This is a genomic window from Bradyrhizobium sp. AUGA SZCCT0283 (assembly GCF_018130385.1).
GTDB lineage: Bacteria > Pseudomonadota > Alphaproteobacteria > Rhizobiales > Xanthobacteraceae > Bradyrhizobium.
Genome location: NZ_JAFCLU010000039.1, coordinates 37,181 through 58,079, shown reverse-complemented (window position 1 = coordinate 58,079; position 20,899 = coordinate 37,181). Strand labels below are relative to the sequence as shown.

Sequence of the window (20,899 nt, the reverse complement as noted above, 5' to 3'; positions counted from 1 at the left end):
CATCGGAACGAAACAGCCACTGCGAGCGCAGCGCGCTCCACGACAACAACCAGGAGCAACACATGCCCTGATCAATCTTTCCCCTTGACAACCACAACCCCATACAAGCCCGGATGAGCGCAGCGACATCCGGGAACACTCCAACACCGCCCCGGATATCGCTTCGCTCATCCGGGCTACAAGTGTCGCTCGCAATGACAATTCAATCCGGCGCCCGCCTACGCCGCCCGCTTGTGCGTCCTCAGCGCCTCGCCGAACGCTTCGAACAGCTTTCGGTTGATCGGGTTGCGCTGCGGGTCGTACTCGGCGTGCCACTGGACACCGAGGGCAAAGCTCGCGGCGTCCGCGATCCGGATCGCCTCGATGGTACCGTCTTCGGCAATGCCTTCGATGACGACGCGCTCGCCGGGCTCAAGGATACCCTGCCCGTGCAGCGAATTCACCCGGATGGTCTCGCAGCCGAGCAGGCTCGCAAACGCGCCGCCGGGCGTGAGGTGGACGTCATGGCGGTCGGCGAACACGACCGTCGGGTCGGGATGGATTTCGCCATTCTCCAGCCGCGGCATGCGGTGGTTCATGCGGCCCGGGATCTCGCGGATTTCCGGATGCAGCGAGCCGCCGAAGGCGACGTTCATTTCCTGCAGGCCGCGGCAGATGCCGAAGATCGGCACGCCGCGGGCGACGCAGGCCTCCGTCAGCGCCAGCGCGACGTCGTCGCGATGGATGTCGTAGGGCTCGTGCTTCTCATGCGGCTCAGTCTTGAAGCGCGTCGGATGGACATTGGCCCGTGCCCCGGTCAGCACCACCCCGTCGACGACGTCGAGCAGCGCGCCGATGTCGGTAATCTCGGGCGAGCCCGCAAACATCAGCGGCAGCGCCCCCGCCACGTCGGTGACCGCGCGCAAATTGCGCTCGCCGACCATCTGCGTCTGGAAACGATTTTCGACGCGATAGGCGTTCCCGATCACGCCGACCACGGGCCGTCTCATCGCGAAAATTCCGCTGTCATCGTCCTGTGCAAGGATCTTCTGGGTTGAGCCATGATTGCGGGAGATAATGCCTGCGAGGGGGCGGCGGATCAACATCCGCAGGGCTTTAGCGGAGCTGCCCTGCTATTTTCGCGTGAAGGCCTCCCGGGCGTCGATCGCGTCGACCCCGGGCAAGCCCGCCGCCCGGAGCGCGCTAGCCGCCGAATCGCCGGCACCACTCAGCCACGGCAATTTCGCCTGGATTCCGCGCGTAACCGGCTCGCCCAGCACACCGCCGAAATCGAGCGGCCAGTATCCGTTCGGCGCCACTTCAGCCGATATCCCCTGGAGGCGATAACCCTTGCCGAGCACCGCTTCGGCACCGTCGGGCGCTACCACCCGCGCGGTGCCGGGCGTGGCCGGATCAGCGAAGGCTATGAGCACCGGGATCAGCGCGCCCTTCACGGGCACGGTACCGGTCAACCGGCTCATCTCGCTGAACGGCACGCGCTTGCCGGTGGCCGCCGCATAGGCCCGCAAGGCCACATAGTTGATGTCATCAAGGACGAGGTTGTTGTCGACATGCGCCAGCAGCGCGACGAGGTTCTTGCCCTGCCCGAGATCGACGAAAATGGCGTCACCCAAAGTACGGGTCTGGCCGCGGCGGGTGTAGCTGCGATCGGGATGGACGGCCATCACGCCAGAGGCCGATTTGCGCCCCTCCGGCGTCTCGACCTCGAGCGTCAGGCGATATTTGTGGGCAGGCCGATTGATTCTGATCTGGTCGCCGATCACGATCGCCGCCAGCAGCGCAAGCGGGCCGAACCATTTGAAATTCATCTCATCCTCACCGGCCCGCCCTATCGGTGCAACGCTTGGCACACCGGATGCAGCAGCGTCAAACCGGCGCGCGCTCCCGCTTGATCCCGGCGGCGTTTTGGCCAAAGACTGGCCGGGCAATATGTCTCGCGAAAAGGAATCAACGTGACAGGTCCGGCTGACAATCGCCTTCAGGCCCGCAACGATCTGGCGTGGTCGATATCGGTCGGCGGCATCGGCGTCGTGCTGTTCGCCGCCCTGCTCGCGTTCACCTGGCACTTCGCCGCGACGCTGTTTCTGATATTTTCCGGCATCCTGCTCGGCGTCGCCCTCAACGCCATGAGCGACCTGCTTGGGCGCGTGGTGCGGCTGCCGCATGCGCTGCGGCTGACGGTGGTCTGCCTGGTGGTCGCGGGCATGCTGTCGGGCATTGTTTTTCTCGGCGGCACCACGATCGCCCAGCAGACGACGGCGTTGAGCAACACGCTCAAGTCGCAGCTTGTCAGTGTCAAAGGCTTCCTGGAAAGGAACGGCATCGACACCAGCTTCTTCGACTTCGGCACCCTGTCGCAGCCGTCGGATGATGCCGCGCCAGCGGCCTCAAGCGCTGCGCCGACGCCCCACACGCTTCCCAGCGCCGGCACGATTGCGGCCAGCGGCGGCGCCATCTTCAGCCAGAGCCTGAAACTGATTCTCGGCACCGCAAGCGCGGTCGGAAACTTCTTCATCGTGCTGTTTCTGGGAATAGCCTTTGCGACCCAGCCCGGCGTCTACCGCGACGGACTGCTGTTCATGGCGCCGGCCAGACACCGCACGCGCGCGATTCTGATCGTCGACCGGATCGGCGAGACGCTGGAGCGCTGGCTGATCGCGCAGATCATCACCATGGTCGCGGTGTTTCTGGTGACCTGGATCGGGCTTTCGATCATCGGCATCCAGAGCTCGTTCATCCTGGGCATCCAGGCAGGACTGCTCGCCTTCATCCCCACCGTCGGCGCGATCCTCGGCGGGCTGATCGTGGTGCTGGCGAGCCTCGCCTCCGGATGGGTCGCGGCGCTCTCCGCCTTCGTCCTGTTTCTTGGCGTGCACGCGCTGGAAAGCTACGTGCTGACCCCGATCATCCAGCGCCAGGCGCTGGATATTCCGCCGGCGACGCTGTTTGCGTTCCAGATCCTGCTCGGCGTCGTGTTCGGGATCTGGGGGCTGGCGCTCGCGCTGCCGCTGATGGCGATCGCCAAGGTGATGATCGACCATTTCAAGGCGGAAGCCGCGCCGGCCGCCATCACGACAGCCTGAACGATGTCAGCCGGCGGTCGTCAGCACCGTCTCGGTGTGTTCGACCTCCGGAGGTGCTGCAAAATACTGCCCAACGAGGGCGCGCCACGCCGTAAAATCTTCCGAGCCGCGAAAATCCACGGTGTGGTTCTCGAGCGTCTCCCATTGTGCCATCAGCCGGTAGCGCTGCGGCTTTTCGATCGACTTGTGCAGCTCAAAGCCCCTGCCGCCCTTGGCGCGGAGGAACAGCGGACGCGCCTTGGCGACGGCAGCCTCAAAATCCTTCTCGGTGCCCGGCTTGACGTCGATCTGTGCGATTTCGGTGATCATCTGAGTTACGCCTTCTCGTGAGAATGAGCGTGTCTAACCCAGACAAATCAAAAGAAAAAGGCGCCCTGCGGCGCCCTTGCATCGGCAAATGGCCCGGCAACTCAGCCGAACAGCAGCACCGTACCGGCGACCATCAGCGCACAGCCGACGAATAGGATGGCAGGCCAGCGCATTCTGCGCTGATCATAACGCCCCTGCGCACGACGCTCCGTGATGAGCGCCATCTCGAATTCTTCCGAGGTCGAGAACATGCAGCCAAAACCGCCGCGGGCCGAGGCTGCTGCCGCTTCGAGCGACATCAGAGCGGCTTGCGAATTTCGTCTGCGAGGTGAATCCATGCCGCAGATGATATGGACGGAATGGTAAACGCAAGGTTACCGCGCGTCATTTCCGGAGAGAGCGGCCCAAAGTGTTGGATCAATCTCCGGAGGTATCGCCTTGTTCGGGCGAAGCGTTTAGGACGCCGCCGGCACCTGGCGTTGCGAAGCGGTGCGGCCGGCGGTCTTGCGCCGCCATTTCTCCAGCGACAGCGGCAGCTCTTCGGCGGCCTCGACCCGGTTACGGCCGGAGCGCTTGGCCTGATAGAGCGCGGTATCGGCCGCCGCCAGCAACACGTCGAGCTCCGTGCCCGCCGGTCCGCCGGCGACGCCGATGCTGACGGTGGTGTCGACCGGGCCTTCCTCGCAGGCGATGTTGGACGCTTCGAATGCCTCGCGCACGCGCTCGGCCACGATCACGCCCTCTTCCAGCGGACAGGCCAACAGCGCCGCGAACTCCTCGCCGCCGATCCGGCCCGACAGATCGCTGATGCGCAAGTTGCTGACCACGACGGTGGAGAACAATTTGAGGATCTCGTCGCCCGCGGGATGGCCGAAGCGGTCGTTGATGCTCTTGAAATGGTCGATGTCGAAAATCATCACCGTCACCGGCCGCCCCGCGGCGGCCTCGCGTTCGATCACCTGGTTGCTGGCTTCCGAAAAACCGCGGCGGTTCAGCATTCCGCTCAAGGGATCGACCGAAGCGGCGGTCTTGTGCACCGTCACCGCGCGGTCCGACACCAGCATGAAGATGACGAACACCGTGCCGATCGCATACAGCACCAGTTCGATCGAGAACGCCGTCACCCAGATGCTGCTGGTGAAGGTTTCGTCATGCGGGCGCAGCAGACTGCCGAGCAGGATCGGCAGCGCCAGTACGCAACCATGCATCACGGGCACGACAATCGTCGGCCAGCGCTTGTGCATCGTCCGCCGCCGTTCGTTCCACAATTCGGAAGCCGTCAGCCCCGCATAGATCGCGACGATCGCCGCGCCGACGATCAACCGCATGGCGGGATTCAATGATGGCACAGCCAGCACCATGCCGACCCAGACGACCGCGCCAAACAACAGCCCCGGCAGATTGGGCTTGCGGCCGTGGAAGACGCGCGAGGCGTTCCAGACCATGCCGCAGGCCACGAAGCCGAGCGCATGCAGCGCCAGCAACAGCGGCTCGCCGAGTTTGGTGCCGCCGATGGTCCAGATCGCCACCGACGATGCGCCAAGCAGATAGGCCGTCCCCCACCACTTCAAGGCTGGAATGTTTTCCTGCTTGCCGAACAGCAACAGCATGGCCCCGAGCATGCCTGCGACCATCGTGGCAAACAGATATAACGTGGACGTATCGAACGACATGGGCTCACCCGAACGCGTGTGATGCAACTGTTCGGCGCACACTGAAAATGCAATTTCGCGCCAGCGCATTGGGGACACTAGGAGCGCCGTGTTCCAATTTCGTTTGTGCGGGTAAGCAAGTTTTCACGAAAATCCGTGGTAACCCATCACTAAATAGTAAGCACAAAGGGCGCCGATCGGCGCCCTTTTTCGTCTGGTGAATGCAGCAATCCGCTGCAAATTTTAGCGAAGCAATTAGCGCTTCGAGAACTGGAACGACTTGCGCGCCTTCGCCCGGCCGTACTTCTTGCGCTCCACGGTGCGGGAGTCGCGGGTCAGGAAGCCGCCCTTCTTCAGCACGCCGCGCAGATCCGGCTCGAAGTTCGTCAAAGCCTTCGAGATGCCGTGACGCACGGCACCCGCCTGGCCCGACAGGCCGCCGCCGGCGACCGTGCAGATGACGTCGTACTGGCCGGCGCGTGCGGCGGCGACCAGCGGCTGCTGGATCAGCATGCGCAGAACGGGGCGGGCGAAATAGACTTCGACTTCGCGGGTGTTGACCACGATCTTGCCGGCGCCGGGCTTGATCCAGACGCGGGCGACCGCGTCCTTGCGCTTGCCGGTGGCATAGGCGCGGCCGTATTTGTCGACCTTCTTGACGTATTTCGGCGCTTCCGGAGCCGCCGTCTTCAGCGACGCCAACTGATCGAGAGACTGCATGGTATCCGACATCTTATGCGGCCCTCATGTTCTTGCGGTTCATCGAAGCGATATCAACCTTCTCGGGCTGCTGGGCTTCATGCGGATGTTCGGCGCCGGGGTAAACGCGCAGATTACCCATCTGCACGCGGCCGAGCGGGCCGCGCGGGACCATGCGCTCGATGGCCTTCTCGAGCACGCGCTCGGGGAAGCGACCCTCGAGGATCGACTTCGCAGTGCGCTCCTTGATACCACCGATGAAGCCGGTGTGCTTGTAGTAGACCTTGTTGTCGCGCTTGCGACCGGTCAGCACGACGTGCGCCGCGTTGATGATGACGACGTTGTCGCCGCAGTCGACGTGGGGCGTATAGGTCGGGAGGTGTTTGCCGCGCAGGCGCATGGCGACCAAAGTGGCAAGCCGGCCGACCACCAAACCCTTGGCGTCGATCAAGACCCACTTCTTCGTCACATCGGCGGGCTTTGCCGAATAGGTTTTCATGTGAGGAAATCCGTGAAAAAGGAAATCGGCGCCAGATGCGCCGAACTGGCGGGTTTCTAGAGAACGGCGCGTCGTCCGTCAACGCCGACGCGCATAAATTATCTACGCAATAACAGCAACTTAGAAATATGGTGTAATAATACCGCTAAAAACTCTACGTATTTGGAATGGAATAGGTCGCCGTCACATGGGCGATCGGATCGGGCGACGAACCCGACAGCAGGTTCACCTCGCCGACCGCAAGCCGTTTGCCGAGCTTCAGCAGCTTCGCCGCGGCCAGCACGTCCTGCCCCGGCAGGCCCTTGCGCAGGAAATTGATGTTGAGATTGGTCGTCACCGCGAGGCCCACCGGGCCGATTGCCGAGAGCAGCACCACATACATCGCGAAATCGGCCATCGCCATCAGCGTCGGCCCCGACACGGTGCCGCCCGGACGCAGCATGCGCTCGTCATAGCGCCGCCGCAGCAGGCAGGTTTCGCCGTCGGCGCTCTCGATGGTGATGTCGCCATCGCTGAAGGCTTGGGGAAATTCCTCGCGAAGGAACTTCTCCAGCTCAGCCACGCTCATTTTCGCTGCCGCCATGCTACCCCTGCCCTCGATTAAGGGTGCCTGTTACATTAGGTTGTCATCAAAACCCAACTGAAAATCTCGGAGTGGAAACCTCGGAAATGCCCGCCCAGACTGCTCGCGCGCCCACGCCGCAACCTCCGATCCTGCTGCAGGAAAATGTCGGCAGCATCCGCCTGCTCACCCTCAACCGGCCGGCGGCGCGCAACAGCCTGTCGGAGGGCCTGATCGCCGAACTGCACGGCGCACTGAAAGAAATCCACAACGACAACAGCGTCCGCGCCGTCGTCATCGCGGCCAACGGTCCGGCCTTCTCCGCGGGCCATGACATGAAGGAACTGACCGCGCGCCGCAGCGATGCCGATCGCGGCCGCGCCTATTTTGGGCAGATCATGAACGCCTGCAGCGCGATGATGCAGGCGGTCGTGCATCTGCCGAAGCCCGTGGTCGCCGCCGTGCAGGGCATCGCGACGGCCGCCGGCTGCCAGCTCGTGGCAAGCTGCGATCTCGCGGTCGCCTCCGAGACCGCAGGCTTCGCCACCCCCGGCGTCGATATCGGCCTGTTCTGTTCGACGCCCATGGTGGCGCTGTCGCGCAACATCCCGCGCAAGCAGGCGATGGAGATGCTGCTCACGGGCGAGCCGATCTCGGCGGCGACGGCGAAGAATATCGGCCTCGTCAACCGCGTCGTCGCCGCCGGCACCGAGCGCGATGCGGCGATCGCGCTGGCGCAGAAGGTCGCGCTCAAATCCGCCTATACCATCAAGCTCGGCAAGGAGGCGTTCTATCGCCAGGCCGAAATGAGCCTTGCCGACGCCTACCGTTATACGGCGGAAGTGATGACCGAGAACATGATGGCGCGCGACGCCGAGGAAGGCATCGGCGCCTTTATCGAGAAGCGTGAGCCGAAATGGCAGGATAAGTGACCGTCATTGCGAGCGCAGCGAAGCGATCCATAGCGCGGCATAACGGATGGATGGATTGCTTCGCTGCGCTCGCAATGACGTATGGATAAAAAATGAACCACGACAGCTACGACGACAACTACATCCGCGGCATCCTCAACGGCGTGAAGTCGATCGCGATGGTCGGCGCCTCGCCGGTCAATGTGCGGCCGAGCTACTTCGCCTTCAAATACCTGGCGCAGCGCGGCTACGACATGATTCCGGTCAATCCCGGCCATGTCGGAAAGAGCCTGCTCGGAAAACCCTTCGTCGCCTCGCTGTCGGATATCGGCCGTCCCGTCGACATGATCGACATCTTCCGCAACTCCAGCCATATCATGCCTGTTGTCGACGAAGCGCTGACATTGTCGCCGCTGCCGAAAGTGATCTGGATGCAGCTCGGCGCGCGCGACGACGCGGCCGCCGAGAGGGCCGAAGCGGCCGGCCTCAAGGTGGTGATGAACCGCTGCCCGAAGATCGAATATGGACGGCTATCGTCGGAAATTTCATGGATGGGAGTCAATTCGCGCACGCTGAGCTCGAAGCGCGCGCCGATCCCCACCCAAGGCATGCGGCTGTCGCTGAACAGGACGAGCGTCGGCGGCGGCGCGACCACCGCATCGGATCGCGCCGCAAAGAACAGAAGCGAGCCAACGTGACGCAATGCGAAACAATTATTTCGACGACGCGGCCTAACGAAGCAGACCCGTTTCCAATCCGCCAGATGTGAACCCCTCGCCTTGACGGCGGACGCGCCTGCGATCAGCATCGCCCGCGCATTTCGAGCAAGCTAACGAACAGGACGCAAAGAATGACCGACCGTCTCCCGGGATTTTCGACCCTTGCCGTGCATGCCGGTGCGCAGCCCGATCCCACCACCGGCGCACGGGTGACGCCGATCTATCAAACCACGTCCTTCGTGTTCAACGATGCCGACCATGCCGCCTCGCTGTTCGGGCTGCAGGCGTTCGGCAACATTTATACCCGCATCGGCAACCCGACCACCGCCGTGCTGGAAGAGCGCGTTGCGGCGCTGGAAGGCGGCACCGCGGCGCTTGCGGTCGCCTCGGGACACGCGGCGCAGGTCGTGGTGCTGCAGCAATTGCTGATGCCGGGCGACGAGTTCATCGCCGCGCGAAAACTCTACGGCGGCTCGATCAACCAGTTCACCCACGCGTTCAAGAGCTTTGGCTGGAACGTGGCGTGGGCCGATCCCGACGATATCGGCAGCTTCGAGCGCGCGGTAACGCCGCGCACCAAGGCGATCTTCATCGAATCGATCGCCAACCCCGCGGGCAGCATCACCGACATCGAGGCGATCGCGGAAGTGGCCCGCAACGCCGGCGTGCCGCTGATCGTCGACAACACGCTGGCCACGCCCTACCTGATCCGCCCGATCGATCATGGCGCCGACATCGTCGTGCACTCACTGACCAAATTTCTCGGCGGTCACGGTAATTCGCTCGGCGGCATCATCGTCGACGGCGGCACCTTCGACTGGTCGAAGGGCAACAAATATCCGATGCTCAACGAGCCCCGGCCGGAATATCACGGCATCAGGATCCAGGAGACTTTTGGCAACTTCGCCTTCGCGATTGCCTGCCGCGTGCTGGGCTTGCGCGACCTCGGCCCGGCGATCTCGCCGTTCAACGCCTTCATGATCCTGACCGGCATCGAGACGCTGCCGCTGCGCATGCAGAAGCATTGCGAGAATGCCAAGGCGGTCGCGGAATTCCTTGCCGGACATTCTGCGGTCGCGTCGGTGAACTATGCCGGCCTCGCCAGCGACAGGTACAACAAGCTCGCGCGCAAATACGCGCCGAAGGGCGCCGGGGCGGTATTCACCTTCAGCCTGAGGGGCGGCTACGACGCCGGCGTCAATCTGGTGTCGAACCTGAAACTGTTCTCGCATCTGGCCAATGTCGGCGACACCCGTTCGCTGGTGATTCACCCGGCTTCGACCACCCATAGCCAACTCGACGACGCCGCCAAGGTGAAGTCCGGCGCCGCGCCCGATGTCGTCCGCCTGTCGATCGGCATCGAGGACAAGGAAGATCTGATCGCGGATCTGGAGCAGGCGCTGACGGCCTGATCGTATTACCGTCATGGCCGGGCATAGGCGAGCGGAAGCGACGCCGTCCTTAGACGGCTATGCCCGGCCATGCATGACGGCTCCCGAAATCACAAGCCTCTCGTTAACGCTCATTCCGGCATAAAGTGGCGCTGAGCCGCCCTTGATGATTCGGAGCAAACGATGCTGCGCTGGATGACGCCATTCCTGGTCGCGATTTTCGCGATCGGAACCGCCGCCGCCGACGACACTCCCGCTCCCACGAGCGCGGACAGCCCCGCCACCACGAGCGCTGGCGGCACCCCCGCCCCCAAGAGCGCCGTCGGCAACCCCGCCCCCAAGCGCGCCGCCCGCAAAAACGCCGCGGTTCGCGCCGCCAGCCAATTGCCGCCCGGCCTGCCCCGCGCCCACTATAATTACCGAACCACGGTCGCGCCCGCTCCCGCGCCGCTCTATGTGCGCCGTGGCCACACGTTGGTGGTCGAGGAAGAGGATCCCGATGTGCTGTTCACGCCGGTGGGCGTGGTGCCCTATGCGCCGCGCGTCTTCGGCACGCCGCTGCTGCCGGGCTCATCGACACTGCCTGGCTATTACGGCACCAACCATTCCTACAGCTATGACGGCCCCTATTACGGCGGCCCATCCTATGGTCCGTACTGGAACCGTCTGCCGTACGCTTGCGGCGTGTACGGATATTGCTAAACGCGCATTAGCAAACAACGGAGACGGACGACCGACGTGGCAGGGGCACGGAAAGCCAGCAAGACGGGCGCAGCCAATGCGACCACGGCGGACCTGGTCGCCGTGCTCGTCGCCGTCACCGACGGCGAGCCCAAGATCATGACCATCGCCAACGCCAGCGCGCTGCCGAGTGGCCCGTTCGAATTTGCGCACCGCTCGTTGCAGACGGGATTGCGGGCATGGGTCGAGGCGCAGACCGGCCACCCGCTCGGCTATGTCGAGCAGCTCTACACTTTCGCCGATCGCGGGCGGGCGGGCGATGCCAAGTCGCCGCATTCGATCTCGATCAGCTATCTGGGCCTGACCCGCGAAGACAAGGTCGGCCAGGGTTTTGAGGCGCATTGGTCCGGCTGGTACGAATATTTCCCCTGGGAGGACCATCGTGCCGGCCTCCCCGCAGCGCTGGCGAAGACATTGGCATCCCGGCTGCGGGCGTGGTCGAAATCTGCAGACACCGCCAGCCTGCAGCGCGAACGCTGGCAGCGCGTCGCCATCACGTTTGGCCTCGACGAGCGCGAATGGAACGAGGAACTGGTCCTGCAGCGCTATGAACTGCTCTACGAGGCCGGCTTGCTTCCGGAAGCCGTGCGCGACGGGGCAAGCGCCGCTGTGGTCATTCCCGGCCGGCCGATGAGCGGAGATCACCGCCGCATTCTCGCCACCGGGATCGCGCGACTGCGCGCCAAGATCAAATATCGGCCCGTGGTGTTCGAACTGATGCCGGCGGAATTTACCCTGCTGCAACTGCAACGCACCGTTGAGGCGCTTGCAGGCCGGCTGGTGCACAAGCAGAATTTCCGCCGCTTGATCGAGCAGCAGCAACTCGTTGAGGAAACTGGCGCAATCGCCGCCGATACCGTCGGCCGCCCCGCCAAGCTGTTCCGGTTCCGCCATGGCGTGCTGGCGGAACGGGCGGTTGTCGGAACCAAGCTGCCGCTTTCGCGCACTTGACATCGGTTATGCTCAGGATAAGTATAAGCCAAGATATACTCAAGGAGAGTATAAATGGCTGACCTGAGTTCCGCCGTGTTCGCCCGCGTTTCGCCGCTTTACGACCGCGTTAAACGGGTCATCCCGCCGCCTGAATGGGCGACCTTCGCCGAGGACGTCGACGCCATCCTCGAACTCAAGCGAAGCCGCAATGCCGTCGTGCTCGCGCATAATTATCAGACGCCTGAAATCTTCCACGGCGTCGCCGACATCGTCGGCGACAGCCTCTTGCTGGCGCGCGAAGCCACCAAGGTCGATGCCGACATTATCGTGCTTGCCGGCGTGCACTTCATGGCCGAGACGGCCAAGCTGTTGAACCCTGAAAAGACCGTGCTGATCCCCGACCTCGCGGCGGGTTGTTCGCTGGCCGACTCCATCACCCCGCAGGACGTGCGGCTGATGCGGCAGCGCTATCCCGGCGTCCCCGTCGTCACCTATGTCAACACCTCGTCGGCGGTGAAGGCGGAATCCGATATCTGCTGCACCTCGGGCAACGCGCTGAAGGTCGTGGAATCGCTCGGTGTCGAGCGCGTGATCATGCTGCCAGACGAATATCTCGCGCAGAACATCGCCGCGCAGACGAACGTGAAGATCATCGCTTGGAAGGGCCATTGCGAGGTGCACGAGCTGTTTACGGCGTCGGACGTCCGGCAACTGCGCGAAAACCACCCTGATGTGACCATCCTGGCGCATCCGGAGTGTCCGCCCGAAGTGGTGGCGGAAGCCGATTTCTCCGGCTCTACGGCGGCGATGTCCGATTTTGTCGGCAAGCAGCGGCCGCCCCGCGTCGTGCTGCTGACGGAATGCGCGATGAGCGATAACGTTTCGGTGCTCCACCCCGACGTGGAGTTCATCCGACCCTGCAATCTGTGCCCGCACATGAAACGGATCACGCTGAAGAACATCCGCCACGCGCTGGAAACCGGCCGGCACGAGGTGACGATCGATCCCGCCATCGCCGCATCAGCCCGGCGCGCCGTCGAAAGGATGCTGGCGCTATGAGCCCGGAGATTTCAGCGCTCAACAACCGTCCCGTCGTCATCGGCGGCGGTGCGGCCGGATTGATGACGGCGCTGCAGATGGCGCCGGAGCCGGTGTTGCTGCTGTCGAAGGCGCCGCTGGGTGCGGAAGCTTCCAGCCTGTGGGCACAAGGCGGGCTTGCTGCGGCGATGGGGGATGACGACGACCCCACCCTGCATTTGGCCGACACGCTCGCAGCGGGCGCAGGCCTGTGCGATGAAGCCGTCGCGCATCGGATCGTTCACGCAGCCCCTGCGGCCGTCGAGCATCTCGCGAGGCTTGGCGTCGCCTTCGACCGGCGGCCCGATGGCGGCTGGCGGCTCGGCCTGGAAGCCGCGCACAGCCGCAACCGGATCGTGCACGCCACCGGCGACGGCACCGGCCGCGAGATCATGCGCGCCTTGATCGCAGCGGTGCGCCGCTGCCCGACGATCACGCTGCTGGAGGGCGTCGAGGCGCGCAGCCTGATCGTCGAGGACAATGCCATCAAGGGCGTCCTCGCGGTGAACGCGCACGGTCCGCTGGTGATCGACACCGGTCGCGTCGTGATCGCGACGGGTGGAATCGGCGGGCTGTTTTTGGACAGTACCAACCCGGCCGGTTGCTTCGGTCAGGGGCTTGCACTCGCGGCACGCGCGGGCGCAAAACTCTCCGATCTCGAATTCGTCCAGTTTCACCCCACCGCCTTCGACGGACCGTCGCGCCCGATGCCGCTGGTGACCGAGGCCGTGCGCGGCGACGGCGCGGTGCTGATCGACGACACCGGACAGCGCTTCATGGCGGATCAGCCTGGTGCCGAACTTGCGGCCCGCGATATCGTTGCGCGCACGGTGTGGCGCCGCCGCGCCGAAGGACATCGCGTCTTCCTCGATGCACGGAAACATCCGGGACAGGACTTTGCCAAGCGCTATCCCGTCATCTCAGCGTTCTGCAAAATGGCCGGGATCGATCCTGCAACTGATCCGATTCCCGTGAGGCCGGCGGTGCACTATCACATGGGCGGGATATCCGTGGATATCGAAGGCCGCAGCACCGTGAACGGCCTGTGGGCCAGCGGCGAAGCCAGCCGTACCGGACTGCATGGCGCCAACCGGCTCGCCAGCAATTCGCTGATGGAAGCCATCGTCTGCGCGCAATGGGTCGCGGAGAGCGTCCAGGGCGCGAGCCGCGGCCCGCTGAAAGCGCGCGCGGCCAATGCGCGTTCATCTGCGTCCGACCCTTCCGCCGTGCGGCCGATCCTGTCGCAAGGCCTCGGCGTGCTCCGTGACCGGCATGGAATCGAACGCGCGATCCGCGGCCTCTATCGGCTCGCCAACGGCCACAGCGCGGCTTCCGATCCCGCACTGGTGGGACTGATGATCGCGGTCGCCGCCTGGCGGCGCGAGGAAAGCCGCGGTGGACATTATCGGACTGACTTCCCCGACGCTCTGCCGGCGGCCGTGCCGTCATCCCTCTCGCTTGCGGACGCACTCGACGTCGCCCGCGAGGTTGTTGAAACCGAATTTCTGTCTGTTGGGAGTGCCAAGCCGTGACACTTACGCCGCTTCTGCCTTTCATGTACGAGCCGCTGGTTCGAACCGCCCTGCTCGAAGACCTCGGACGCGCCGGCGACATCACGGCGGATGCGATCGTGCCGGCCGACAGGCAAGCCTCACTGGTGCTGCGCGCGCGCCAGCCCGGCGTCGTGGCCGGGCTCGACATTGCGCGCTGTGCATTTCAGCTCGTCAATCCTGCCGTCCAGCTCACCGCCGAGCGGCCTGACGGAAGCGCCGTTGTGCCGGGAGATGTGATCGCCGTCATCGAGGGGCCGGCGCGCGGGCTCTTGACCGGTGAACGGACGGCGCTGAACTTCCTCAGCCATCTCAGCGGCGTGGCCACCGCGACGGCCTCGCTGGTATCAGCAGCGCAAGGCACCAAGGCGAGCATCGTCTGCACCCGCAAGACCACGCCCGGATTGCGGACGCTGGAAAAATATGCGGTCCGCGCCGGCGGCGGCAGCAATCACCGTTTTGGCCTCGACGATGCCATGCTGATCAAGGACAACCACATTGCGCTGGCTGGCGACGTCAGAACCGCGATCGAGCGCGCGAGAGCGCATGCCGGCCACCTCGTCAAGATCGAGGTCGAGGTCGATACGCTGTCGCAGCTCGAACAGGCCCTTGCGATCGGCGTGGATGCCGTTCTGCTCGACAACATGACGGTCGAGCAACTGCGGCAGGCGGTGGCGATGACCGGCGGCCAGGCGATCACGGAAGCCTCCGGCCGCATCACCGCCGAGACCGCCAGGGCGATCGCCGCCACCGGCGTCGACCTGATTTCGGCCGGCTGGCTGACCCACAGCTCCGCCGCGCTCGATATCGGGCTCGACTATCTCGGACTCAATCGGCAGGCAGCGTAGTTGCGGCGGATTACTCGGCCGCGCGCATGGCGGCCTTGTCCTCGCGCATCAGGCGGTTGTTGCGCTGGACCACCGAATAGGTCGCCAGCGCAAACAGGATCACCAGGCCCTGGATCGACAGTGCTTCCATCGATGGATTGAGGCCGATCGCGCTCAGGAAGGCCGAGCCCTTGACCTCGGTGACTGTGATGATCGCCTGCTCCTGGAACTCCTGCACGGCCTCGCCGATGAACTTGATCGCCATCACGAACAGGAATGCCGAGGTGATGATGAACAACGGCCGCAGCGGCAGCTTCCGGGCAATCAGGTTGATGAAATAGAACAGCACGCCAAGGCCCGCGGTCGCGGCCGCCAAGCCGGCGAACAGGCCGGCGCTCCAGCCGCCCTCGGTGGTCGCGAGCGCGTTGATGAACAGCACGGTTTCGGCGCCCTCGCGGAACACCGCGAGGAAGGCCAGCGCGCCGACCGCCAATACCGTGTCCTGCGACAGCGCATCGTCCGCCTTCTGCGCGAGATATTCCTGCCAGCCGCGCGGATCCTGCTTCACCATCAACCAGCCGCTGACATAGAGCATCAGGGCGGCGGCGACGAGAATGATGATGCCTTCGAGGACGTCGCTGTGCTCGCCCGAATTGAGCACTGCAAACAGCCAGGCCGCAATGATGCTGGCGCCGACGGCTGCGAGCGCGCCGCCATATAGCGCCCGAATGCGATGACCGGCACCGGCCTTGGTCAGATAGCCCGCCAGCGCTGCGATCACGAGCATCGCTTCGAGCCCCTCGCGGAGCAGGATGACGGCGGCCTGGACAAATGCTGACGACATGAAACGAACCTGTTTTGTTTCGTTGTATCGCCCAAACCATCCAAGTAAAGCGGTGCGGCCCCACCCAAACGCGTCAAGCGCGTCGTGCGGCAAGAAACCCCTGCAAATCGGGCACTTCCTGAAATCCCGGCAGATTAGAATTGCTCAATTTCAGCCGGCTTGACCGAGCGGCAGAACCAGTCTCGGCCGGTCGTGCCCGACGCGGCGGGCAACCAGGCGTTCGGTCTGCAGGACCGCAAGCGTCAGCACCACGATCGCGACGGCCTGATGCGCCAGCGCCAGGTCGATCGGCACCTGATGCAGCAGCGTGAGGATGCCTAGCGCAGCCTGTAGAATGATCGCTGCCACCAGCGACCACGCGCCGCCGGTTACGGCCGCGCCGGCCCGTGACCGCACGGCGTCGATGGCGTGAAGCACCGCCAGGATCAGCAGCGCATAGGCGGTCATGCGGTGCTCGAACTGCACGGTGAGCGTGTTGTCGAACAGATTGCGCCACCATGGCTCTTCGAACCACAGCCGCGCCGCCGACGGAATGAGGGCGCCGTCGATCTCGGGCCAGGTGTTGTACGCCCTGCCCGCCCGCAACCCCGCGACCAGCGCGCCGAAATAAAGCTGGACGAAAGTCAGGGCGAGCAAAGCCACCCCGGAAACCTTCAGCCGCCCGGGGACAACCGGCTGCGGGCGCGCGCTCATCCGCCGCAGCGTCCAGACGATCGAGGCAAAAATGATCAGCGCCAACATCAGATGCGTCGCCAGCCGATACTGCGACACCTCGGTCCGCTGTGCGAGGCCCGAGGCGACCATCCACCAGCCGACCGCGCCCTGCAGCGCGCCGAGCGCGAAGATCAGCCATAGCCGCCGCTTCAGCTCAGCGCCCAACGCGCCACGCCACAGGAAGTACAGGAACGGCAAAAGATAGACCGCGCCGATCACACGCCCGAGCAGGCGGTGGCTCCATTCCCACCAGAAGATGGTCTTGAACTCCGAAAGGCTCATGCCGGCGTTGAGTTCGCGGTACTGCGGGATGGCCTTGTAGCCTTCGAACGCCTGCGCCCATTGCGCCTCGTTGAGCGGCGGCAGCGTGCCGGTCACCGGCTTCCACTCCACGATCGACAATCCGGATTCCGTCAGCCGCGTGGCGCCGCCGACCAGCACCATGACCGCGATCAGCACGGCGACCACGATCAGCCACCATCTGACGGCGCCGAGAGACGGGGCCTGCTGTGCGGAACTACCGGTCATAAAATCCGTCTTGAAATCCGTCCTGGCTCGCCTCGAAGGCGCGCTTGATTGAACTGGCGCGCCCCTTATAGTCCGCCCCTTCCCGCGCGCAACCCGCCACGAGCCTCACATAACCGCCATGACGATACGCACCCGCAAATTCTTCGGAACCATCGCACTTCTGGTGCTGGTCGTGGTGTGGTCGCTCTTGGGGATGACCATCGCCCAGACGCCATGGCTGGCCAATTCCGGCCTGCTGCAGGCGATCTTCTATGTCGTGGCGGGGCTCGGATGGGTGCTGCCGGCAATGCCGATCGTCAGCTGGATGTCACGGCCGGACCGCGCCGCTTAGAAGATTCTTGTCTTGACGCGTTTTCTTCACGCGAACCGGTATCCACCCCGGATCAAGTCCGGGGCAGGCTTTCGCTTGAAAACGCTCTAAACCCAATTGTCCCGGGTCGGTCTGACCCGCGGAAACATCATCCCCGACAGCATCACCCGCATCATGCGCAGCGACCGCTGCCGTCCGTCCCAGGCGATCCGCGGCAGCGCGTGCAGATTGGTATAGCCTTTGGCCTCGACGACGCCCGGGATCGTCGATACCGCGCTGGCGAAGCCTGCCTCCTGCCCCATGACGACATGCTCGCGGCGCCAGGATTGCCGATCGCCGAATGGATAGGCGAAATGCCTGACGGCGCGATGCAGGGCCGTCTCCACGACCGCCTTGCCCATGGTCATTTCGCGTTGTGCGTCGGCCTCCTTCAGGTTCGACAGCGCGGGATAGTTCACCGTGGCGCTGCCGATCGTCGCCAGCGGATCGGCCGCGAGCTTCGCCAGATCCTCCCAATCCATCGACGAGCTGCGCGACAGCGCCGCTAGATCGACGGAGTAGCGCTTGCAGAGATCGTGGATCGCGAACGAAAGATCCGGCGGCGGCAATGTCCGCATCCAGCTCGTCAGAAATTCGAAAGTGCCATATTTCTCCGGCATGCTGCCGGTCGCGAAACGGCGCTCCTTGCGGTCGATCATCAGGCTGATGCGGTCCTCGCGCGCGATCATGTCTTCCAGCGCGAGCCACCAGGCTTCGCCGATCCCGTCCGGAAACGCGGTCGGCAGGTAGACGGTGAAGGGCACGCCGTGTTTCGACAGCACGGGATAGGCCTGCGTGATGACATCCTTGCAGCCGCCGTCGAAGGTCAGGCAGGCAAACCGATTGGCCTTTGGCAGCGTGACCGCCCGCCGGCACACCTCGTCCATCGTCACCAGATCGAAGTTCCAGCGCTTCAGCGCACGAATCGTCCGGTCGAGAAATTGCGGCGTGATTTCACGCCACCGGTTGGGTTGAAACGGGCGGGAATCGCGCGGACGCACGCGCTCGAACCGCAGAATGACGCCTGCGCCCCCGGTCTCCCGCTGCTTCAGCCTGAAATAGCCGCTGAAATAGCCGAGCTCCATCCAGGCCCGCCGCAAAATTCCGAGATCCGACGTCAACGTTCCGCCCCTAACCTACGGTCGCGCTGCCCCCGCCGCGGCCGGATTGTATTACCCTTTGTTGACATTTCCCTGCGAAGGTCGGCCAAAGCTGAAAATTGTGAACAATTTCATATAGCACGGGCTCTGCGATGACCATGGCTGCCGCGATTGAAGACCGGACGGCGGATTCAAATGCGTGGTCGAAGGCAAGCCGCATCGCCGGCATCGACATCGTTCACGACCTCACCGCCGCGGAAGGCATCTGGCGCGACCTGGAAGGCGCGCAAACCTTCTTCACGCCGTATCAGCGATTCGATTTCCTCAGCCCCTGGCAGCGCCAGGTCGGCGAGCGCGAAGGCCTCGTTCCCTTTGTCGTGATCGCCTATGACGCCGAACGCCGTCCGCTGGTGCTGCTCCCGTTCGCGCTCAGGCACGCCTACGGCGCCCGTTGCGCCAGTTTCATGGGCGGCAAACATTCCACCTTCAACATGGCGCTGTTCGACCGCGATTTCGCCGCAAGCGCAACGCAGGCCGATCTCGAAGGCCTGATATCGGCGATAGCGCAGCGATCCGAAGCCGACGTGCTCGCACTGCATCAGCAACCGCTTCGCTGGCGCGATCTCCCCAATCCGCTTGCCTTGCTGCCGCATCAGCCCTCCGCCAATGATTGCCCGGTACTGGTGATGGAGCCCGGCGCCGCGCCCGCGGCGCTGGTCAGCAATTCGTTCCGGCGCCGCCTCAAGGGCAAGGAACGCAAGCTGCAGTCGCTGCCCGGCTATCGCAGCCACGTGGCGTCGTCACAGGCCGACATCGCGCGGCTACTCGACTGGTTTTTCCGCATCAAGCCGCTGCGTATGGCCGAGCAGAAGCTGCCCAACGTATTCGCCGATCCCGGCATCGAGGAATTCATCCGCGGCGCCTGCACCGCCCCGCTCGCCGCGGGCAAGCACGCCATCGACATTCATGCGCTCGAATGCGACGAGGAAGTGATCGCGATCTTCGCCGGCGTCGCCGACGGCCATCGCTTCTCGATGATGTTCAATACCTACACGATGTCGGCGAACTCGAAATACAGCCCCGGCCTGATCCTGATGCGCGACATCATCGATCATTATGCTGCGCAGGGTTATCGCGCCCTCGACCTCGGGATCGGATCGGACGATTACAAGCGGCTGTTCTGCAAAGACGACGAGCCGATCTTCGACAGCTTCATTCCGCTCAGCCAGCGCGGCAAGCTCGCCGCCAGCGTGATGTCGGGCCTCAACCGCACCAAGCGGCTGGTGAAGCACAATCCGGCGCTGTTCGAGATGGCGCAAAAGCTGCGCAGCGCGTTCAGCTAAGGCATGCAATCGATTTCCAGGTGACAGGGTCGTCCAATTGCGGCCGACAGCAGTTCACGACTTGTGAGCGCGCGGCTTGCCCGCCATGGACCTCGAGACTTCACGAACACATTCGATGAATATCTCGGCAGCCGGGCTCAGCGTGCGGTTCTTCAACGTTACGATAGCCACCGACACAACCGACGTTCGTGGGAGTTTGACCGGAAGCATCTTCAGTCCTAAATCGCGACCACTGAACTGCACAATCGAGCTTGGAAGGAAGGTTACAAAGTTTCCGGTCGCAGCCAGCCTGCAGCAGAGGTGAATCGATAGCGTCGTGAGAGACGCGCGAGGTATGCTCAATCCGCTTTCGCGAAACAGATCAGCGGTTGCGGAACCTACAAAAGTATCCGGAGGAGGCAAGATCCAGGCCTCATCGGCAAGATCGGCCAGGGTTAGCTTCGACGACCGTGCCCATTTGCTTTGCCGTCCCACAACCACGACCCGCGGATCACTTAACATAGGCTCCACCACCAGATCTTCCTCGCCGAACGGTGTCGGAATCCATCCCAGCAACAGATCAATGCTCCGTTCGCGAAGTTCGCTGTAATGCGTGGTGCTGAGCACAGTTTGCACAACGCTCAATCGAATGCCCGGATGCCGTCGTGCGAATCGATCGATCACAGCCGGCAGCAGGCCAGCCGCAACGCTCTCGGAACTGCCGATGCGCAGCTGTCCCGTAGTCGGATCGGCAAGAAATTCGAGTTCTTGCAGGCCCTGCGTCAACTCGTCGAAAATTGCCGTGCCGCGCCTGACGAGCGCGCGGCCGTAGGGCGTTGGCTCTATGCCATTGCGGCTGCGATCGAGAAGTCGAAGCCCGAGCTCATGTTCCAAGTCAGCTATCGCTCTGGACACCGCCGGCTGAGAGATCGCCAGCTCAGTCGCGGCCTTCGCCATGCTGCCCCGCTGTGCGACGACAAGCAGGATATGCAGATCGCGCAGTTTGATACGGCGTCGGGCCCGGTTGATGTATGGCATGTCCGATCCTTATCAAAACAGTTATGGAACCCTCACATAGTAGCATTGGAC

23 protein-coding genes are annotated in these 20,899 nt (G+C 63.8%); 11 read left to right on the top strand and 12 right to left on the bottom strand.

Going from position 1 to position 20,899, the window contains the following annotated elements; translation table 11 throughout:
- Positions 1-218: 218 nt before the first annotated feature.
- Positions 219-989, bottom strand: coding sequence for a gamma-glutamyl-gamma-aminobutyrate hydrolase family protein (locus tag JQ624_RS33340; RefSeq protein WP_212423135.1), 771 nt, complete (start codon positions 987-989; stop codon positions 219-221).
- A gap of 123 nt (positions 990-1,112) precedes the next feature.
- A complete protein-coding gene (locus JQ624_RS33335; protein ID WP_212423134.1) occupies positions 1,113-1,808 on the bottom strand; it encodes a hypothetical protein in 696 nt (231 codons plus the stop codon).
- 144 nt (positions 1,809-1,952) lie between these two features.
- Between JQ624_RS33335 and JQ624_RS33330 the strand changes: the two genes are divergently transcribed.
- Positions 1,953-3,083: an AI-2E family transporter gene (locus JQ624_RS33330; RefSeq protein ID WP_212423133.1), complete on the top strand. Its 1,131-nt coding sequence runs from the start codon at positions 1,953-1,955 to the stop codon at positions 3,081-3,083.
- Positions 3,084-3,089: 6 nt separating this feature from the next.
- Here JQ624_RS33330 and JQ624_RS33325 read toward each other — a convergent pair whose 3' ends face one another.
- The 6 genes from JQ624_RS33325 to JQ624_RS33300 all read right to left on the bottom strand — a co-directional run bounded on the left by JQ624_RS33325 (position 3,090) and on the right by JQ624_RS33300 (position 6,825).
- A complete protein-coding gene (locus JQ624_RS33325; RefSeq protein ID WP_212423132.1) occupies positions 3,090-3,392 on the bottom strand; it encodes an antibiotic biosynthesis monooxygenase in 303 nt (100 codons plus the stop codon).
- A gap of 101 nt (positions 3,393-3,493) precedes the next feature.
- Positions 3,494-3,730: a hypothetical protein gene (locus JQ624_RS33320; protein WP_212423131.1), complete on the bottom strand. Its 237-nt coding sequence runs from the start codon at positions 3,728-3,730 to the stop codon at positions 3,494-3,496.
- A gap of 117 nt (positions 3,731-3,847) precedes the next feature.
- On the bottom strand, positions 3,848-5,065 hold the full coding sequence (locus JQ624_RS33315; RefSeq protein ID WP_212423130.1) for a GGDEF domain-containing protein: 1,218 nt from the start codon (positions 5,063-5,065) through the stop codon (positions 3,848-3,850).
- 234 nt (positions 5,066-5,299) lie between these two features.
- Complete coding sequence (gene rpsI, locus JQ624_RS33310; protein ID WP_108513524.1) at positions 5,300-5,776, bottom strand: 30S ribosomal protein S9; 477 nt, start codon at positions 5,774-5,776, stop codon at positions 5,300-5,302.
- A gap of 1 nt (position 5,777) precedes the next feature.
- Positions 5,778-6,242 carry a 50S ribosomal protein L13 gene (rplM, locus tag JQ624_RS33305; protein ID WP_212423129.1) on the bottom strand — a complete coding sequence of 155 codons (465 nt, stop codon included), beginning with the start codon at positions 6,240-6,242 and terminating at the stop codon, positions 5,778-5,780.
- 154 nt (positions 6,243-6,396) lie between these two features.
- The gene (locus JQ624_RS33300; RefSeq protein ID WP_108513525.1) at positions 6,397-6,825 is read right to left on the bottom strand and encodes a PaaI family thioesterase; all 429 of its coding nucleotides are present in this window, start codon (positions 6,823-6,825) and stop codon (positions 6,397-6,399) included.
- Between the two features lie 86 nt (positions 6,826-6,911).
- Between JQ624_RS33300 and JQ624_RS33295 the strand changes: the two genes are divergently transcribed.
- From JQ624_RS33295 to nadC, 8 genes are all read left to right on the top strand, one after another.
- Positions 6,912-7,736 (top strand): enoyl-CoA hydratase, encoded by an 825-nt coding sequence (locus tag JQ624_RS33295; protein WP_212423128.1) that lies wholly within the window; start codon positions 6,912-6,914, stop codon positions 7,734-7,736.
- 92 nt (positions 7,737-7,828) lie between these two features.
- The gene (locus JQ624_RS33290; RefSeq protein WP_212423127.1) at positions 7,829-8,413 is read left to right on the top strand and encodes a CoA-binding protein; all 585 of its coding nucleotides are present in this window, start codon (positions 7,829-7,831) and stop codon (positions 8,411-8,413) included.
- Between the two features lie 152 nt (positions 8,414-8,565).
- The gene (locus JQ624_RS33285; RefSeq protein WP_212423126.1) at positions 8,566-9,846 is read left to right on the top strand and encodes an O-acetylhomoserine aminocarboxypropyltransferase; all 1,281 of its coding nucleotides are present in this window, start codon (positions 8,566-8,568) and stop codon (positions 9,844-9,846) included.
- A gap of 162 nt (positions 9,847-10,008) precedes the next feature.
- Positions 10,009-10,527: a hypothetical protein gene (locus JQ624_RS33280; RefSeq protein ID WP_212423125.1), complete on the top strand. Its 519-nt coding sequence runs from the start codon at positions 10,009-10,011 to the stop codon at positions 10,525-10,527.
- 36 nt (positions 10,528-10,563) lie between these two features.
- Entirely contained in the window at positions 10,564-11,517 is a 954-nt protein-coding gene (locus JQ624_RS33275) for an NrtR DNA-binding winged helix domain-containing protein (RefSeq protein ID WP_212423124.1), read from the top strand.
- Positions 11,518-11,571: 54 nt separating this feature from the next.
- Entirely contained in the window at positions 11,572-12,558 is a 987-nt protein-coding gene (nadA, locus tag JQ624_RS33270; RefSeq protein WP_212423123.1) for a quinolinate synthase NadA, read from the top strand.
- Positions 12,555-14,108, top strand: a complete 1,554-nt coding sequence (locus tag JQ624_RS33265) for an L-aspartate oxidase (RefSeq protein WP_212423122.1) — start codon at positions 12,555-12,557, stop codon at positions 14,106-14,108. The genes nadA and JQ624_RS33265 overlap by 4 nt, the downstream gene beginning before the upstream one ends.
- The gene (gene nadC, locus JQ624_RS33260) at positions 14,105-14,974 is read left to right on the top strand and encodes a carboxylating nicotinate-nucleotide diphosphorylase (protein ID WP_212423121.1); all 870 of its coding nucleotides are present in this window, start codon (positions 14,105-14,107) and stop codon (positions 14,972-14,974) included. The genes JQ624_RS33265 and nadC overlap by 4 nt, the downstream gene beginning before the upstream one ends.
- 10 nt (positions 14,975-14,984) lie before the next feature.
- Here nadC and JQ624_RS33255 read toward each other — a convergent pair whose 3' ends face one another.
- Together JQ624_RS33255 and JQ624_RS33250 are read right to left on the bottom strand one after the other, a co-directional pair.
- A complete protein-coding gene (locus JQ624_RS33255; RefSeq protein ID WP_212423120.1) occupies positions 14,985-15,797 on the bottom strand; it encodes an FTR1 family protein in 813 nt (270 codons plus the stop codon).
- 150 nt (positions 15,798-15,947) lie between these two features.
- A complete protein-coding gene (locus JQ624_RS33250; RefSeq protein ID WP_212423119.1) occupies positions 15,948-17,039 on the bottom strand; it encodes a COX15/CtaA family protein in 1,092 nt (363 codons plus the stop codon).
- Positions 17,040-17,157: 118 nt separating this feature from the next.
- On the opposite strand from JQ624_RS33250, the gene JQ624_RS33245 reads away from it, so the two are divergent.
- Positions 17,158-17,370 carry a DUF2842 domain-containing protein gene (locus JQ624_RS33245; RefSeq protein ID WP_212423118.1) on the top strand — a complete coding sequence of 71 codons (213 nt, stop codon included), beginning with the start codon at positions 17,158-17,160 and terminating at the stop codon, positions 17,368-17,370.
- 86 nt (positions 17,371-17,456) lie between these two features.
- Here JQ624_RS33245 and JQ624_RS33240 read toward each other — a convergent pair whose 3' ends face one another.
- Positions 17,457-18,509, bottom strand: a complete 1,053-nt coding sequence (locus JQ624_RS33240) for a polysaccharide deacetylase family protein (RefSeq protein ID WP_409334403.1) — start codon at positions 18,507-18,509, stop codon at positions 17,457-17,459.
- Between the two features lie 131 nt (positions 18,510-18,640).
- On the opposite strand from JQ624_RS33240, the gene JQ624_RS33235 reads away from it, so the two are divergent.
- Positions 18,641-19,831: a GNAT family N-acetyltransferase gene (locus JQ624_RS33235; RefSeq protein ID WP_212423117.1), complete on the top strand. Its 1,191-nt coding sequence runs from the start codon at positions 18,641-18,643 to the stop codon at positions 19,829-19,831.
- A 54-nt stretch (positions 19,832-19,885) separates the two neighbouring features.
- On the opposite strand, the gene JQ624_RS33230 is transcribed toward JQ624_RS33235, so the two are convergent.
- Entirely contained in the window at positions 19,886-20,848 is a 963-nt protein-coding gene (locus JQ624_RS33230) for a LysR family transcriptional regulator (RefSeq protein WP_212423116.1), read from the bottom strand.
- Positions 20,849-20,899: the final 51 nt, after the last annotated feature.

Bases quoted from the DNA above. Each gene is read 5' to 3' on its own strand.
- JQ624_RS33340 (WP_212423135.1), bottom strand. From the start codon at position 989: ATGAGACGGCCCGTGGTCGGCGTGATCGGGAACGCCTATCGCGTCGAA.
- JQ624_RS33335 (WP_212423134.1), bottom strand. From the start codon at position 1,808: ATGAATTTCAAATGGTTCGGCCCGCTTGCGCTGCTGGCGGCGATCGTG.
- JQ624_RS33325 (WP_212423132.1), bottom strand. From the start codon at position 3,392: ATGATCACCGAAATCGCACAGATCGACGTCAAGCCGGGCACCGAGAAG.
- JQ624_RS33320 (WP_212423131.1), bottom strand. From the start codon at position 3,730: ATGGATTCACCTCGCAGACGAAATTCGCAAGCCGCTCTGATGTCGCTC.
- JQ624_RS33315 (WP_212423130.1), bottom strand. From the start codon at position 5,065: ATGTCGTTCGATACGTCCACGTTATATCTGTTTGCCACGATGGTCGCA.
- rpsI (WP_108513524.1), bottom strand. From the start codon at position 5,776: ATGTCGGATACCATGCAGTCTCTCGATCAGTTGGCGTCGCTGAAGACG.
- rplM (WP_212423129.1), bottom strand. From the start codon at position 6,242: ATGAAAACCTATTCGGCAAAGCCCGCCGATGTGACGAAGAAGTGGGTC.
- JQ624_RS33300 (WP_108513525.1), bottom strand. From the start codon at position 6,825: ATGGCGGCAGCGAAAATGAGCGTGGCTGAGCTGGAGAAGTTCCTTCGC.
- JQ624_RS33295 (WP_212423128.1), top strand. From the start codon at position 6,912: ATGCCCGCCCAGACTGCTCGCGCGCCCACGCCGCAACCTCCGATCCTG.
- JQ624_RS33290 (WP_212423127.1), top strand. From the start codon at position 7,829: ATGAACCACGACAGCTACGACGACAACTACATCCGCGGCATCCTCAAC.
- JQ624_RS33285 (WP_212423126.1), top strand. From the start codon at position 8,566: ATGACCGACCGTCTCCCGGGATTTTCGACCCTTGCCGTGCATGCCGGT.
- JQ624_RS33280 (WP_212423125.1), top strand. From the start codon at position 10,009: ATGCTGCGCTGGATGACGCCATTCCTGGTCGCGATTTTCGCGATCGGA.
- nadA (WP_212423123.1), top strand. From the start codon at position 11,572: ATGGCTGACCTGAGTTCCGCCGTGTTCGCCCGCGTTTCGCCGCTTTAC.
- JQ624_RS33265 (WP_212423122.1), top strand. From the start codon at position 12,555: ATGAGCCCGGAGATTTCAGCGCTCAACAACCGTCCCGTCGTCATCGGC.
- JQ624_RS33255 (WP_212423120.1), bottom strand. From the start codon at position 15,797: ATGTCGTCAGCATTTGTCCAGGCCGCCGTCATCCTGCTCCGCGAGGGG.
- JQ624_RS33250 (WP_212423119.1), bottom strand. From the start codon at position 17,039: ATGACCGGTAGTTCCGCACAGCAGGCCCCGTCTCTCGGCGCCGTCAGA.
- JQ624_RS33245 (WP_212423118.1), top strand. From the start codon at position 17,158: ATGACGATACGCACCCGCAAATTCTTCGGAACCATCGCACTTCTGGTG.
- JQ624_RS33235 (WP_212423117.1), top strand. From the start codon at position 18,641: ATGACCATGGCTGCCGCGATTGAAGACCGGACGGCGGATTCAAATGCG.
- JQ624_RS33230 (WP_212423116.1), bottom strand. From the start codon at position 20,848: ATGCCATACATCAACCGGGCCCGACGCCGTATCAAACTGCGCGATCTG.